We start from the raw sequence: 15,245 nt of genomic DNA on the forward strand, positions 1-15,245 counted from the left end.
ATCTTTTGTGGGGTTAGTTTGCGCCCAAGCTTGCGGTACACTGGCCCGTAATCAACCTATTCGCAGGACATCCCGATGGACCAGTTTGCCCATATCAATGCCCATGATGCCCACCAGAAACTGAGCGCGGGTGAAGCCCGTCTGGTGGATATTCGCGACCCGCAATCCTTTGAAGCGGCCCACGCGGTCGGCGCCTTCCACCTCACCAATGGCACGCTGGTGCGCTTTATGAATGAAGTGGATTTCGATACCCCGGTCATCGTGATGTGCTACCACGGCAACAGCAGTCAGGGGGCGGCCCAATACCTGCTGCAACAGGGTTATGACGAGGTCTACAGTCTGGATGGCGGTTTCGAGGCGTGGCGCCGGGAGTTTCCCATCGAGGCAGGCGAGGCATGATCCAGCTGCTGGTGCTCGACAACGCCCGCATGGCACAGGCGCTGGTGGACTATCTGGCGACGCTGGGGATCTCCTGCGAGCTGACCCAGTCCGAGCTGGGGGTCACGATCTGGCTGGCGGACGAGCAACGCCTCGCTCAGGCCCAGCTGGAGGTGAAGCGCTTTCTGGCCGAGCCTGGCCACCCGCGCTATATGGAAGCCTCCTGGCAATCCGGCCGCGCCGATGCCCGCATCGACTACAGCAAGGGGATGACGGATCCCATCACCGATTTCCTTCATCAGGCGGGGCCACTGACGCTGGTGGTCATCATCGCCTGTCTCGCCATCTACGGGATCGAGGCCATCGGCCTGCCCATTTTTGATCAGCTGGCATTCCACCCGACGCTGGCCCAGTTCACCGACTGGCAGGCGTGGCGTTATTTCACCCCCGCCCTGATCCACTTCTCGGTGCTCCATCTGGTGTTCAACTTGCTCTGGTGGTGGTATCTCGGCGGCCAGATCGAGCAGCGCCTCGGCAGCGGCAAGTTGCTGATCCTGCTGCTGGTGGGCGCCGCCCTGCCCAATATCGCCGAGTTCTTTGCCAGCGGCCCGCTGTTTGGCGGCCTCTCCGGCGTGGTCTATGCCCTGCTCGGCTACTGCTGGCTGCGTAGCAAGCTGCAACCGGCCTGCGGCCTCACTCTGCCACCGGCGCTGATGGGCTTTATGCTGTTCTGGATGGTGCTCGGCTTCTTCGACATGCTCGGCACCAGCACCGCCAATATCGCCCACCTGACCGGCCTGCTGGTCGGCCTGCTGCAAGGCTGGCTGGATCGCAACCACCAGCCGACCTGATTTTTCAGCAGCCGCAGAAGCGAGAACGCCGCCCCGAAGGGCGGCGTTTTTTTACGCGATGGGCAGTTACTGCTTGATCAGGGTGTCGTCAGTCACCTTGACCGCCGCACCACCACTCATAAAGAAGCTGGCGAACTGGGTCTGGATCTCGGTGGTGACCGTGCCAGCCTGATCGAAGTTCTCGTCAGGAGCCAGCAGCGAGCTATGGCCCCCTTTCAGGAAGCGGGCTGCATGGTGACCCGCCGGGAGCACGCCGGAACCCTTCAGCTCTTGCAAACCCAGCACCCGGAACAGCGGCTCGGTGCCACCCAGCGGCGCAGAGGCGATGCTGTTGGGGATCACCTGATCCGGCAAGCTGAGCGCACCATCGCCAACAATTTCGGTGGCGAACAGCGGGAAGCTCTTGGCGACGCCACTGGCCAGATTGATCGGGTCCGCAGAGTCCAGCACTGACTGGGCGGCAAAGGTATAACTCTGCAAGGTGCTCGCCGCACCCGCCTGCGTGGCGGCATCCAGACTGGGCAGGAACTCGTTGACGAAGCAAGTGGCGGCAGCCGTTTTGCAATTCGGTGCATAGGCGGTAAAGCCCGCTTTCAGCGCCGGACTGCCCGAGGTAAGCACGCTCATCTTGATGGTCGGCCCGAAGCTCGGCGAGTTGAGCAACAACGGCGCGATGCCGCCACCCGGCATCGCCAGACCACCGGTATCGAACTTGAACAGGGCATCAGCCTGAGCACTGCCGGTGGTCTGGTTGGCGACAGCCAGCAGATTGGCCCCGGTAATGGCACCGAGTGAGTGACCGAGGAAGTGAACTTTCAGACCGGCACCACCCAATTGGCCACCCAATCCCTTGGCATTGGCCAGGCCGACAGCCAGTCGCAGCCCCAGCAGATCGGCAACACTCTGCTTCAGGTTGTCCCGCGCCACCGTCAGATAGTTGAGGTTCAGATAGGGGAGCGGGTTCTCCGATGTGGTCACCGTCGCCATGCTGTTGCTCAGGGCATAACCACGCTCGCCGTGCAGCGGATGATCGATCACTACCACAGCGACATTTTTGGCTGTTGGCGTCACTTGCAGACCAGCACCAATCTGGCCCAGCGCCAGCGCATAGGCGTTCTCCTTGATGGAGGTGACTCCGTGCTGATAGATGATCACATCAGTGACAGTGCTCAAGTTGATCGTCGGTGCAAAGATCCGCAGCGGTACCGATTGAACTTCGCTCAGGGTCGGCAACGGGTTGAAACGGCCGATATTGCGCTCGGCATCCAGCGGCTTGCCACCGGAGGTGAGAGTCACCCCGATCAGCTTGCTTGCCTCGGTCAGCAATTCACTCTGACGGCTCGGGTCGGCGATCAGCTCACCCAGCAATGCCGGGTCCACGCCCGCCCCGACCAGTCCACCGATCACCTCGGTATCGCCCGCTTTCAGCGCGTTGGCGATGGCATAGAGGCTGGGAATGGCGCCGTGCCAGGATTGGGTCTTGGCCTTGTCCCATGAGCCAGCTATCGCCGGGGTAGAGAGGAAGTAAGGGAGTTTGACGGTACCGGTATACACCTTGGTCAGCTGGGCAACCCCGTTAAGCGGCGTACCAACACCAAAGGCGGCAGTCAGTGCATCTTTCTGTTCCTGCGGCAAGAATGGCTCATTCGCCAGCTGGGTCAGAAAATCCACCCCGCCATTAAGACCATTGATGGTATAGGTTGCTGGCAGGCTGGTGTTGCCCTTGGCATCCTGTTTCCACAGCGCCGCGGCGTCCAGGCTCGGGCTCTTCAGCACGGAAGCGGCGGCACTCTTCACCGCCAGCAGCACATCGGCACCAGATTGGGTGGCAAACCAGTCGGAGAAGATCACCCGATCGCTGGTGATCCCGGTGGCCGCCTTGAACAGACCTTCCTGCAGCGAGATCAGGCCGTTGATGGTCTGCTCCTGAGTGGTTGCGCCAGCTGTCGATTTGAAGCTGCTGTAATCGCCGCCCGCCTTGAGCGGAGTGCCACGACTGTCCTTGAGGGCATCGGTCGCCACGATCATGTAGTAAGAAGAGGGATTGAGCGGCTTGAGCGGAACCAGATTGAGCTTGCCGTCCCCGCCGGTGACCACAAAGTCGGTCCCATAAACCAGTGGCTTGCCGCCCTTGACTCCGTTGGGTTGCAGAGTATCAGGATCCAGCGTGAGCTCGAGCAGGTAGAGGGGCGCAACGGCAGAGGCATACTCGCTGGCCCCCGGTGCCGGCACAGAGACACCGGTCACGGTCGCCGTTACCAGCTGGACGGGTTGGGTGGTTGACCAGCCATCCAGGGTAGAGAGAGCAGATACCGGGTTCGACAGATCCTGGGTCTCGGTTGAAAACTTCAGAGTACCGTCGCTAGCACGGGGAGCCAGTACACTCGGGCGAAGACCACTGGCACCACTCAGGGCATAATCGAGGGAGCTGGTGGTGTCTCCCTTGTTGTCATCTCCACCACATCCGGCCAGCAGGGCGCTGACAACAGCTGCATAAATTAGCTTCTTCTTCATTTTTTATTCTCTTTTTATAAGGTTGTTATCCATCACAAGCCAACGGGGTCATCACGACCTCGACTGCAAGACGTTAACATAAAACCAACATCACATAAGACTCATGCCGGACAGTTCCGGCTCAGCTTTGTGGTGCATGTCATGGTTTCAGGTTAACAAAGGGGCGCAAGGGTAGCAGTTGTGGCCCCATCACCAGACCCGACCAGCCAGCGGGCACCATCACGACTAAAAAGCCGCCGCGATCTCGGCAAAGTGAGGGAATTGTCGGTAGAATGTCCGCCAACGCTTAAGGAGGACATCATGATCGACCCGAAGAAACTGGAAGAGATCGCCAAGCAGGTGCACAACTCCCTGCCGCCCGGCATTCGCAGCATGGGTGAAGAGGCCGAGAAGAAGATGCGTCAGGTACTGCAAGCCCAGCTGGGCAAGCTGGATCTGGTCAGCCGCGAAGAGTTCGACGTGCAGACCAAGGTGCTGCTACGTACCCGTGAAAAACTGGCCGCCCTCGAAAGCAAGCTGGCTCAGCTCGAGCAGCAGCTAGGCGCCAAAGGCGAATAACGAAAACCCCAGCTCGGCTGGGGTTTTTGCTTTGAATTGAACCTGTAAAAAACATCACACCTGAAGCAGATACCAGGCCCGCTTGCCGCGTGCCTTGGCCTCATACATGGCCCTGTCGGCCACCTCCAGCGCCTGTCGGAAGCTCAATGGCTCCTCCTCCCACAGGGCGATGCCGATACTCAGCCCCACCCGTTGCGGGCAACCGGGTTTGGGCACATAGCCATGCATCCGGCTGATCAGAGCGTCAGCCAGCTGTGCCAGGCCATGGCTCGACACATCCCGGTGCAGATGCACCACAAACTCGTCGCCGCCGTAACGGCCACATAGTGCCGAGCCCGGCATGATAAGGCGCAACCAGTCCGCCATCTGCTGCAACACCAGATCGCCGCAGGCGTGCCCCAGCTGGTCGTTGATCCCTTTGAAATCATCCAGATCGATAAAGAGCAGCGCCCCCGCCCCTTGCGGCTGCAGCTGAGCGAACGCCTTGCCAAACCCCTGCCGGTTGAGCAAGCCGGTCAGCGCGTCGCTGTTGGCGCGCTCCGCCAGTCGCTGCTCATAAGCCTTGCGCTGGGTGATATCGATATGGGAGCCCATGATCCGCAGCGGCTTGCCATCGCCATCCCGATCGACGACCCGACCCCGATCCCACAGCCAGGTGATCTCGCCTTGCGGATTGATAGTGCGGTATTCGGCTTCATAGAAGGGGGTTTTGCCCTCAAGGTGGGCAAAGTAGCTGCCCATGGCATGGGCGCGATCGTCGGGATGGAGCTTGGCGCTCCACTGATCGAAATGAGGGGCCATGTCACCGGCCTGAAAGTTCTGCAGGTTGAAGACGCGCAGCTCGCCAGTGGGAATGGTGCCCTGCCAGAGACAGATGCCGGTGCCATCGAGGGCGGCATTGAGCTTCTCCTGCAACAGGCCGTTTTCATGCTTCAAAGCGGCGATTTCTGCCTGCAAACGGGCCATTTCACCGCCATGAGGGGACGGGATCAGCGTTGCGACCCGCTCGACAGAGCAGGTCTCTCCCCTGTCATCCTCCGCAGATGCCCTGCCCTCTTCACTCAACACTGCGCCTCCTTGTGCTTGCTCTATGGATGATCTTGTCAATCCCTCACAAAGATGCCATCAGCTAGGTTCGATTAGTAGCTATTCATAGTCAAAATATTGAAAAATAATGGGATAACGCCGCGATAATCCAACCATTCAGGGCGATCCGGTACTGCGGCTGCCACAAAAACAAAAGCCCCCGGCAAAACCGGGGGCTGCGTCATCCAAGCGGGGATCCCGTCAGATAAATTCGTAGGCATCACCAAAGATGCGCTCCGGCTCGGCGCCAAGGATCTTGAACTCCTCACGCGCGGCACCCGCCATCTCGAAACGGCCGGCGACATAGATGTCGTAGTCGTGGAGGCTGACGAAGTCATCCATGATCGCCTTGTGCACCAGTCCGCTCTTGCCGGTCCAGTCGGCGTCAGGCTCCTGCACCACCGGAATAAAGGTGAGCGGCGCATAGTCACGCTCCCACTGCTGCATCTGCTCCAGTTCGTAGAGCCAGTGAGCCTGACGCACACCCCAGTAGAAGAACACCGGGCGCTTGCTGCCCGTGTCGATCAGGTACTCCAGAATGGAGCGGGCGTAAGAGAAACCAGTGCCGCCCGCCATCAGGATCAGCGGACGGGGGGATTCATCGCGCAGGAACGCCTTGCCAGCCGGCAATTCGACCTCGATCTCCCCCTGCTCACGCATGCGGGCCAGCACCTGACCGGCGTAGGCGTTCTCGGGAGTGGCACCAATTTGCAGCTCCAGCACGCCCGGGCGGGTCGGCGAGTTGGCGATGGAGAAGGGGCGCTTGTCCGAATCGCTCATCACCACCAGCAGATACTGGCCCGGCTTGAAGCTGATCGCTTGCTGCGGCGTCAGGGCCACATGCCAGATGGTGTCGACATATTCGCGCAGTTCCTCTACGCGGCATTTGATACGTTGCATTCTTGTCCTTGTGGCGGGCTCGCTCGGCCCGCTTCGCTCATTGTTTCACTATGGAGTGACGACCAGCAGCCCTGGCCCCGTCAGTCGAGAATACTCAAATCAGTGCGGATCGCATCACTTTTTGCAGCAAAGCTGTCATGTTTGCCTCATCCGAGGATATTGAGCTCATCCCAGATGGCATCAACCTTCTGCTTCACCGCCTCATCCTGAACTATGGGCTGACCCCACTCCCGATTGGTCTCGCCCGGCCACTTGTTGGTGGCATCCAGCCCCATTTTGGAGCCGAGGCCGGAGACCGGCGAGGCGAAGTCCAGATAGTCGATCGGCGTATGCTCGATCAAGGTGGTGTCCCGTGCCGGGTCCATCCGGGTGGTGATGGCCCAGATCACATCCTTCCAGTCGCGGGCGTTGACGTCATCGTCACACACCACCACGAACTTGGTGTACATAAACTGGCGCAGGAAGGACCAGACTCCCAGCATCACCCTCTTGGCGTGGCCCGGGTAACGCTTCTTGATGGTCACCACCGCCATCCGGTAGGAGCACCCCTCCGGCGGCAGATAGAAGTCCACAATCTCGGGGAACTGCTTCTGCAGCAGCGGCACAAACACCTCGTTCAGCGCCAGACCCAGTACCGCCGGTTCATCGGGCGGACGGCCGGTGTAGGTGCTGTGATAGATGGCATCGCGCCGCTTGGTGATGTGGGTGATGGTAAAGACCGGGAACTCGTCCACCTCGTTGTAGTAACCGGTGTGGTCGCCATAGGGCCCTTCCGGCGCCATCTCACCCGGCTCCAGATAGCCTTCCAGCACGATCTCGGCGCTGGCGGGCACCTCCAGATCGCAGCTGATGGCCTTGATCACCTCGGTACGGCTGCCGCGCAGCAGACCGGCAAAGGCATATTCGGAGAGAGTATCCGGCACCGGCGTCACCGCGCCGAGAATGGTCGCCGGATCGGCACCGAGTGCCACCACCACCGGGAATCGCTCGCCCGGGTGGGCCTCCTGCCACTCGCGAAAATCGATGGCACCGCCACGATGATCGAGCCAGCGCATGATCAGCTTGTTTTTGGCGATCTTCTGCTGGCGATAGATGCCGAGGTTCTGGCGCTTCTTGTAGGGGCCGCGGGTGATGGTGAGGCCCCAGGTGACCAGCGGCGCCACATCGCCGGGCCAGCAGTGCTGGATCGGGATCTGGTCGAGATCGACCGCATCTCCCTCCTGCACCACCTGCTGGCAGGGGGCGGAAGAGAGGCGCTTGGTCGGCATGTTGAGCACCTGCTTGAAGATCGGCAGCTTCTCCATCAGCTCCTTGAATCCCTTGGGCGGCTCGGGCTCCTTGAGATAGGAGAGCCAGACCCCGACCTGACGCAGAGCGCCCACATCGGGCTGCCCCATGCCCATGGCAACCCGATCCGGGGTGCCGAACAAATTGGTCAGCACCGGCATGGTGTAGCCTTTGGGATTTTCGAACAGCAGAGCCGGGCCACCCGCACGCAGGGTGCGATCGCTGATCTCGGTCATCTCCAGATAGGGGTCTATCTCGCGGGTGATGCGCTTGAGTTGTCCGTTTTGTTCCAGCTGCGCGATGAAATCACGCAAATCCTTGTATTTCATGCAAGTTCCCAACCGGGTTCAGGAGGTCACGCATTATAACCCTGGCTGCCCATCGGGTGTACCCGAATCAGGCAGCAGACTCGGTGCTGCGGGGGGGAGATCACGCTGGCCGAGGCGTCTGGCAAGGCCGGAGAGCAACTGGGGTTCATCCACCTCCATCAACAGACCGGCCACCAGCGCCCCGTATTGGCGGTTGGAGAGCTCGGCCAGCAGGTATTTCTGGGCTTGTGGCGGCAAAGGAGAGAGGGCGCTCAGCTGGCGCAGGGCCGGCTCTCTCAAACCGGGATTGCCGCTGGCGGCAATCAGCAGGGAGCTGGCCGTATTGCCATGATGGAAGCGGTTGATGGTGGCGAGTGCGCGCAGCGCATCCTGATCTGCCGGCCGCCGCCACAACATGCCATAGAGCGCCGGTTCACCTGTGCGCAGCAGCAGATGGAGCAACAGCTGATTGTCGGGCAGATAGATATTCCGGCTGGCCAGCGCTTGCGCCTCCCGCATCCAGATCGATTGCGGCAAGGCGTCGAGGGCCAGCAACAGAGCTTGCTGCTGCATGGCAATATCGGGGTTACTGCTGTAGTAGATGGACTTTAGCTGGAAGTTGCCCTGGGCAAGTTGCTGCTGATAACGCTGCACCAATGAGTGCAGTTGCCATTCGCCCAGCAACTGACGGGCCTGCGCGGCAAAATCGTAGACAGGTTGCTGCACCAGAAAACCGTCTACCTGCTGCTCCTGCAGCCACTCTGGAGCCTTGTCGGCCTGTGCCTCGACCCAGCGTTGCAACGCGGGGGACGCAGGAGCGGTAACCGGAATATCCCGCAGCAGCTGCAACAGCAGGAACTCCCGCTGCTCGCGGCTCAGGGTCGCCAGCAGAGAGTCGATGGCGGCAAATTGTCCTTGCTGCAGACGGCTCGCCAGATAGCGCTGGTGCGTTTGCAACGTCTCGGCTGTCACCGTAGCCTGAGCACTCTGCGCACAGACTGGCATTGCACTCAGCAATCCCAGCAATAACCAGAAAACAGGCTTCATGACGTCTCCATCCATGTGACATCGGGATCTCATACTACTAGGGCGACCGGAAAACAGATAAACAAAAACCGCGACCAGGGCCGCGGTTTCGTCATTTTCTGACCGGACTTACTTCTGCTGGCGCCGCATGGCGTCGAAGAACTCGTCGTTGGTCTTGGTCATCGCCAGCTTGTCGATGAGGAACTCGATACCGTCGATCTCGCCCATCGGGTGGACAATCTTGCGCAGGATCCACATCTTCTGCAGCTCGTCACCAGTGGTCAGCAGCTCTTCCTTGCGGGTGCCGGAGCGGGTGATGTCGATGGCCGGGTAGACACGCTTCTCGGCAATCTTGCGCGAGAGGTGCAGTTCCATGTTGCCGGTACCCTTGAACTCTTCGTAGATAACCTCGTCCATCTTGGAGCCGGTATCGATCAGCGCGGTGGCGATGATGGTCAGGCTGCCGCCCTCTTCAACATTACGCGCGGCGCCGAAGAAGCGCTTGGGACGGTGCAGGGCGTTGGCGTCCACACCACCGGTCAGTACTTTGCCGGATGACGGGATAACGGTATTGTAGGCACGGGCCAGACGGGTGATGGAGTCCAGCAGGATCACTACGTCTTTCTTGTGCTCGACCAGACGCTTGGCCTTCTCGATCACCATTTCAGCAACCTGAACGTGACGGGAAGCAGGCTCGTCGAAGGTGGAAGCGATCACTTCGCCCTTCACCATGCGCTGCATCTCGGTCACTTCTTCCGGACGCTCGTCGATCAGCAGAACGATCAGTTCACAGTCTGGGTGGTTGTAGGCGATGCTCTGGGCGATGTTCTGCAGCAGCATGGTCTTACCGGCCTTGGGCGGCGCCACGATCAGGCCGCGCTGGCCTTTACCGATGGGGGAAGCCAGGTCCAGTACACGGGCAGTGATATCTTCGGTAGAGCCATTACCCCGTTCCATTCGCAGACGTTCGTTGGCATGCAGGGGGGTAAGGTTTTCAAACAGGATCTTGTTGCGGGAGTTTTCCGGGCGGTCGTAGTTGACCTCATTGACCTTGAGCAGTGCGAAGTAGCGCTCGCCCTCTTTCGGTGGCCGGATCTTGCCGGAGATGGTATCGCCGGTACGCAGGTTGAAGCGGCGGATCTGGCTCGGGGAGACGTAGATATCGTCAGGGCCTGCCAGATAGGAGCCGTCTGCACTGCGCAGGAAGCCGAAACCATCGGTCAGGATTTCCAGCACACCGTCGCCAAAGATATCTTCACCACCCTTGGCGTGCGCCTTGAGGATTGCAAAAATAATATCTTTCTTGTGCGCCCGAGCCAGATTTTCCAACCCCATGGATTCGCCAAGCTTGACCAGCTCGGACACAGGAGTGTTCTTTAATTCAGTCAGATTCATAGTGGTGAAAGTCTGTAAGCAAGGATTGAAATGAGGAGACAGTCTGCTGGATTGATGCTGATCGGATTTGATTGCCAGGCTGTGGTTAGCAAAGAGTCAGGCAAAAAGGTTAGCAAACGAGCGATAAACTAGCACCAATCGGGATGAGCGTCTAGGTGATAAAACACAAGGAGCGCATTATTGCAATGCGCTCCTCTTTAATTATTACAGGTTGCCGTCCAGGAACTCTTTCAGCTGAGTCTTGGACAGTGCACCGACCTTGGTCGCTGCCACTTCGCCATTCTTGAACAGCAAGAGGGTCGGGATACCACGAATGCCGTACTTGGGCGGAGTATCAGAGTTATGGTCGATGTTCAGTTTGGCTACGGTCACGCGACCTTCGTACTCTTGGGCAACTTCTTCCAGGATCGGGGCAATCATCTTGCACGGACCACACCACTCGGCCCAGAAGTCGACCAGAACGGCGCCATCGGCTTTGATTACATCTGCCTCGAAGCTGGCATCGCTCAGCTGAACAATCTTGTCACTCATCTCCAACTCCAGTCAGTAATTAAGGCTTTATTGACATATCAACAAAGGCAATAGTTGCCCTATTTGAAATGATCCTGTTTATTATTGCAAGCCTAACCTGATAACCTACCGCCATGAGCAAAACACACTTAACGACCGACAAATTCGCCCAAATGGGCCTCGAACCCGAAGTTCTGGCTGGTCTGGAATCAAAGGGATTTCACTATTGCACCCCCATCCAGGCACTCTCCCTGCCACTGCTGGTAGAGGGCCATGACCTCGCCGGTCAGGCCCAGACAGGAACCGGCAAGACCATTGCCTTCCTGGCCGCGACATTCAACTATTTGCTGACTCACCCGCTGACCAAGCCCCGTCTGGTTAACCAACCTAGAGCCATCATCATGGCCCCCACCCGGGAACTGGCAGTACAGATCTATAACGATGCCGACAGCATCGCCGCCTCTACCGGCCTGAAACTCGGCCTCGCCTACGGTGGCGAAGGTTACGACAAGCAGCTGGCCGTGCTGGAGCAGGGCGTCGACATCCTGATCGGCACCACTGGCCGCATCATCGACTACTTCAAGTCCAAGGTGATCGATCTGAGCAACATTCAGGTCGTGGTACTGGACGAAGCGGATCGCATGTTCGATCTGGGCTTCATCAAGGACATCCGCTTCCTGTTCCGCCGCATGCCGCCCGCGACCGAGCGTCTGAGCATGCTGTTCTCCGCCACCCTCTCCCTGCGTGTGCAGGAGCTGGCCTACGAACACATGAACCACCCGGAACATGTGCAGGTAGAGCCGGAGCAGATGACCGGCGTGCGGATCAAGGAGGAGCTGTTCTACCCCTCCAATGAAGACAAGATGTTGCTGCTGCTCTCCCTGATGGAAGAGGAGTGGCCGGAAAAAGCGATCGTCTTCGCCAACACCAAGCATGTCTGTGAAGACGTCCATGCCTGGCTGGAAAACGACGGCCACCGCGTCGGTCTGCTGACCGGTGACGTGCCGCAGAAAAAGCGGATGAAGATCCTCGAGGATTTCACCAAGGGTGCGCTCGATATTCTGGTCGCCACCGACGTGGCCGCCCGTGGTCTGCACATCCCTGACGTGACCCACGTCTTCAACTATGACCTGCCCGACGACGCAGAGGACTATGTACACCGTATCGGTCGTACCGGTCGTGCCGGCAAGAGCGGTCACTCCATCAGCCTGGCCTGTGAAGACTATGCCTTCAACCTGCCGGCCATCGAGGAGTACATCCACCACGCCATTCCGGTCAGCAAATATGATCGCGAAGCGCTGCTGGATGACGTTACCCCGCCGAAACGGGTGTTCCGCAACCGTCAGCCGGTGAACCGCAACATGCGGGATCGCCAGGGCGGTGGCAACAGCAACAACCGTCGTCGTCCGCCGCGCAAAAGCTAAAGGATAGGCCCGTTGCACAACTCGCCTCTCTATGCCGCTATCGACCTCGGCTCCAACAGCTTTCATATGCTGGTGGTGCGCGAGGTCGCCGGTGCCTTGCGCACCGTCGCCAAGGTCAAGCGCAAGGTTCGCCTCGCAGCCGGGCTCGATCCGGAATTTCGTCTCAGCCGTGCCGCCATGGAGCGGGGCTGGGACTGCCTGCGTCTCTTCTCCGAGCAGTTGCAGGACATTCCGGCCGACAACATCCGGGTGGTGGGCACCGCAACCTTGCGGCTTGCCACCAACGTCGACGAGTTCCTCAGCGAAGCGGAACGGGTGCTCAACCACAGCATCGAGATCATCTCGGGCGAGGAAGAGGCCAAGACCATCTATGAAGGGGTCTCCTGGACCTCTGCCGGGGAAGGCAACCGACTGGTGATCGACATCGGCGGTGCCAGTACCGAACTGGTGATCGGCGAACATAGCGAAGCAAAACTGCTCAACAGCCTGCACATGGGCTGCGTCACCTGGCTCAACAATCACTTCGGTGATGGCGAGCTCTCTGAAGCCCGTTTCGAGCAGGCGATTGCTGCCGCCAAGGCGGTGCTGGAGAAGGTGGCAGAAGATTACCGCGCCCTCGGCTGGCGCACATGTGTCGGCGCCTCCGGCACGGTACAGGCGCTGCAAGAGATCATGCTGGCGCAAGGGAAGAGCGAACGGGTCACCCTGCCGAAACTGCAGGAGCTGATGGGTCAGGCCATCGCCTGCGGCAAGCTCGACCGGCTGCAACTGGAAGGGCTGGCGGCCGAGCGGCTGACCGTGTTCCCCTCCGGCCTCGCCATCCTGATCGCCATCTTCGAAACACTCGATATCGAGAGCATGACCCTCGCGGGGGGCGCCCTGCGTGAAGGACTGATCTACGGTCTGCTCGGCAACAATCACGACTGTGATGCCCGGGATCGCACCGCCGACAGCCTGATCAGCCGCTATCAGCTGGATAAAGAGCACGCCGAACGGGTGCGCGATACCGCTGTCGAGGCGTTCAACCAGCTGCAACCGGCCTGGCGACTCTCCAAACGCTACGGTCGTCCGATCTTGCGTTATGCCGCCCTGCTGCACGAGATCGGCCTCTGTATCGAATACAAGAAGGCGCCGCAACACGCCGCCTACATCATCGACAACATCGACATGCCGGGCTTTACTCCCGCGCAAAAGAAGCTGTTGTCGGCCCTGCTGTTCAACCAGCGGGACGAATTCAAGCTGGAACCACTGGAGAAACAGGGTGCCGTCACCGGTCGTCAGGCGATCCGGCTGGCCCGTATCCTGCGCATCGCGCTGATCCTCTGCATGCGCCGTACCCAGGGCACAGTGCCCAGCTTCACCCTGCAGGCAGAAGAGGAGTCACTGACCCTGACCCTGCCCAAGGGGTGGCTGGACGAGCACTACCTGCGCGCCAGCGAGCTGCGCCTCGAGGTAGAGCGCCAGCAGAAGATGGGCTGGCCCACCCGCCTGCTGGAAGCCTGATTGGGCCACGCCCAATCAGTGCCCCGGCGTTCCGACAATATCTTTCGCAGCCAACACTGGTGCTACTCAGGCCTGCACCTTGATGTTATTGGGCTGACGGGCAGATCCCGCCCTTGCGTCTGGGCCCAGCCTCCCCTTCATGACCAACGTTCGACTAGAGTTGGGGTGTCTTCATAACCAACCGGAATGGACGCCATGAAATCCTTGACTCTGATCGGACTGACCACCCTGCTCACCGCCTGCGGCGGTGGTGGCGACAGCAATAGCCAACCACAACCAGCCCAGCTCTCGCTGGCCTTCTCCGACGCCCCGGTGGATGCGGTCAGCAAGGTCTGCATCGCCGTCGCCAACATCAGCATCCACCCCGTCGCCGGCAACGAACAGATCTGGACCACCGCCAGTTTTCTCACCTCGGCCCAGGACGATGGCTGCACCCCGAGCGGCGAGACGATACCGCTCGACAGTGCAGACCGGCCGCAGTTCACCTACATCGACCTGCTGAGTTATCAAGGATCCGCCAGTCGCCCCCTGCTGTCCGGTCAGAGCGTGATGCCCGGTGACTACAGCCAGATGAGGTTGCGGATACTGGATGGACGGGAGGTCAGCAACCAATTTCTGAATGGCACCCCCTACTCCTACGTCAAACGGGATGATGGGGGGATCAAGCCGCTGGAAGTGCCAAGCAGCGAGCTCAAGCTGGATGCCTTCACCATCGCAGCAAACGGCCTCAGCGCCTTCACCACCGAGTTCGACCTGCGCCAGGCCATGGTGCTGCCCGGCCACGAGCAGTACTACAAGCTCAAGCCCAGAGGGGTGCGGCTGGTGAATAACACCCAGGTCACCATCGTCAGGGGCACGGTAGCAGCTGGCTTGTGTGGCGGCCTGCTGACCGACAAGGCTTTCGTCTACTTCTACCAACCCAGAAGTGACGACAACTACCCCGACATGGCGGACAGCGACAACGGCTTCTATGCCAGCGCGCCCGTGTTGCCGCAAAGCGGTGGCGGCTTTGGTTACGAGTTGGGATTTGTTAATCTCGGTAGCTACGATCTGGCGCTGGTCTGCAATGGCCACGAGGACGATCCGGCGCTGGCTGGCGACCCGCTGCAACTGGAACAGGTGCAGAAAGCCCAGGCGGTGGTGGCGCCCGCCACCATCATCAATTTCCAGTAACCGGCGACAAGAGGGCAACCCGCACATGAACACCTACCAACCCATCAGTTGCGATCTCTACGACTGGCTGGAGATCGCCGCCAGCTGGCAGTTGCCGGTCGCGCTGACCAGTCGGGACGGACGTCAGTGGGCGGATCGGATCCGCACCATAGAGGCCCGCGATGGAGTAGAGTATCTCCAGCTGCACAGCGGCGAGCAACTCAGTCTGGCGGATCTGGCGACCATGAGATTCAGCTGGCAGGGAGAGGAGAAGCTGATCCGCTTCGCTCCACCAGCCCAGTCAGACGGCCAATAGATGGCAAGAGGGCCAACCCCATCGGGTTGGCCCTCTT

Annotated in this window: 14 protein-coding genes; 7 read left to right on the forward strand and 7 right to left on the reverse strand. The window is 60.0% G+C overall.

What is annotated here, in order from left to right:
• Window positions 1–75: 75 nt before the first annotated feature.
• On the forward strand, window positions 76–399 hold the full coding sequence (gene glpE, locus G5315_RS18425) for a thiosulfate sulfurtransferase GlpE (protein ID WP_005355913.1): 324 nt from the start codon (window positions 76–78) through the stop codon (window positions 397–399).
• Window positions 396–1,229: a rhomboid family intramembrane serine protease GlpG gene (gene glpG, locus G5315_RS18430; protein ID WP_160881403.1), complete on the forward strand. Its 834-nt coding sequence runs from the start codon at window positions 396–398 to the stop codon at window positions 1,227–1,229. The genes glpE and glpG overlap by 4 nt, the downstream gene beginning before the upstream one ends.
• A gap of 66 nt (window positions 1,230–1,295) precedes the next feature.
• On the opposite strand, the gene G5315_RS18435 is transcribed toward glpG, so the two are convergent.
• Window positions 1,296–3,743, reverse strand: coding sequence for a VolA/Pla-1 family phospholipase (locus G5315_RS18435; RefSeq protein WP_421333673.1), 2,448 nt, complete (start codon window positions 3,741–3,743; stop codon window positions 1,296–1,298).
• A 300-nt stretch (window positions 3,744–4,043) separates the two neighbouring features.
• Here G5315_RS18435 and ubiK point away from each other — a divergent pair, with 300 nt between their 5' ends.
• The gene (ubiK, locus tag G5315_RS18440) at window positions 4,044–4,301 is read left to right on the forward strand and encodes a ubiquinone biosynthesis accessory factor UbiK (RefSeq protein ID WP_005339429.1); all 258 of its coding nucleotides are present in this window, start codon (window positions 4,044–4,046) and stop codon (window positions 4,299–4,301) included.
• A gap of 54 nt (window positions 4,302–4,355) precedes the next feature.
• Here ubiK and G5315_RS18445 read toward each other — a convergent pair whose 3' ends face one another.
• From G5315_RS18445 to trxA, 6 genes are all read right to left on the reverse strand, one after another.
• Entirely contained in the window at window positions 4,356–5,369 is a 1,014-nt protein-coding gene (locus tag G5315_RS18445) for a GGDEF domain-containing protein (protein ID WP_421333675.1), read from the reverse strand.
• Window positions 5,370–5,588: 219 nt separating this feature from the next.
• Window positions 5,589–6,287 carry an NAD(P)H-flavin reductase gene (fre, locus tag G5315_RS18450; RefSeq protein WP_042054686.1) on the reverse strand — a complete coding sequence of 233 codons (699 nt, stop codon included), beginning with the start codon at window positions 6,285–6,287 and terminating at the stop codon, window positions 5,589–5,591.
• 146 nt (window positions 6,288–6,433) lie between these two features.
• Window positions 6,434–7,903, reverse strand: a complete 1,470-nt coding sequence (gene ubiD, locus G5315_RS18455; protein ID WP_005339421.1) for a 4-hydroxy-3-polyprenylbenzoate decarboxylase — start codon at window positions 7,901–7,903, stop codon at window positions 6,434–6,436.
• A 33-nt stretch (window positions 7,904–7,936) separates the two neighbouring features.
• The gene (locus tag G5315_RS18460; RefSeq protein ID WP_421333677.1) at window positions 7,937–8,929 is read right to left on the reverse strand and encodes a hypothetical protein; all 993 of its coding nucleotides are present in this window, start codon (window positions 8,927–8,929) and stop codon (window positions 7,937–7,939) included.
• 108 nt (window positions 8,930–9,037) lie between these two features.
• Complete coding sequence (gene rho, locus G5315_RS18465) at window positions 9,038–10,303, reverse strand: transcription termination factor Rho (protein WP_005342418.1); 1,266 nt, start codon at window positions 10,301–10,303, stop codon at window positions 9,038–9,040.
• Between the two features lie 204 nt (window positions 10,304–10,507).
• On the reverse strand, window positions 10,508–10,834 hold the full coding sequence (gene trxA / locus G5315_RS18470; RefSeq protein ID WP_005339416.1) for a thioredoxin TrxA: 327 nt from the start codon (window positions 10,832–10,834) through the stop codon (window positions 10,508–10,510).
• A 113-nt stretch (window positions 10,835–10,947) separates the two neighbouring features.
• On the opposite strand from trxA, the gene rhlB reads away from it, so the two are divergent.
• The 4 genes from rhlB to G5315_RS18490 all read left to right on the forward strand — a co-directional run bounded on the left by rhlB (window position 10,948) and on the right by G5315_RS18490 (window position 15,208).
• Window positions 10,948–12,237: an ATP-dependent RNA helicase RhlB gene (rhlB, locus tag G5315_RS18475; RefSeq protein WP_005339414.1), complete on the forward strand. Its 1,290-nt coding sequence runs from the start codon at window positions 10,948–10,950 to the stop codon at window positions 12,235–12,237.
• Between the two features lie 12 nt (window positions 12,238–12,249).
• Window positions 12,250–13,740, forward strand: a complete 1,491-nt coding sequence (gppA, locus tag G5315_RS18480) for a guanosine-5'-triphosphate,3'-diphosphate diphosphatase (RefSeq protein ID WP_064339043.1) — start codon at window positions 12,250–12,252, stop codon at window positions 13,738–13,740.
• Between the two features lie 195 nt (window positions 13,741–13,935).
• The gene (locus G5315_RS18485; RefSeq protein ID WP_266135501.1) at window positions 13,936–14,913 is read left to right on the forward strand and encodes a DUF4382 domain-containing protein; all 978 of its coding nucleotides are present in this window, start codon (window positions 13,936–13,938) and stop codon (window positions 14,911–14,913) included.
• A gap of 25 nt (window positions 14,914–14,938) precedes the next feature.
• Window positions 14,939–15,208 (forward strand): Rho-binding antiterminator, encoded by a 270-nt coding sequence (locus G5315_RS18490; RefSeq protein ID WP_266135500.1) that lies wholly within the window; start codon window positions 14,939–14,941, stop codon window positions 15,206–15,208.
• The last annotated feature ends 37 nt before the right edge of the window (window positions 15,209–15,245 follow it).

The organism is Aeromonas sp. 603607 (assembly GCF_049171595.1).
Classification (GTDB): Bacteria; Pseudomonadota; Gammaproteobacteria; order Enterobacterales; family Aeromonadaceae; genus Aeromonas; species Aeromonas veronii.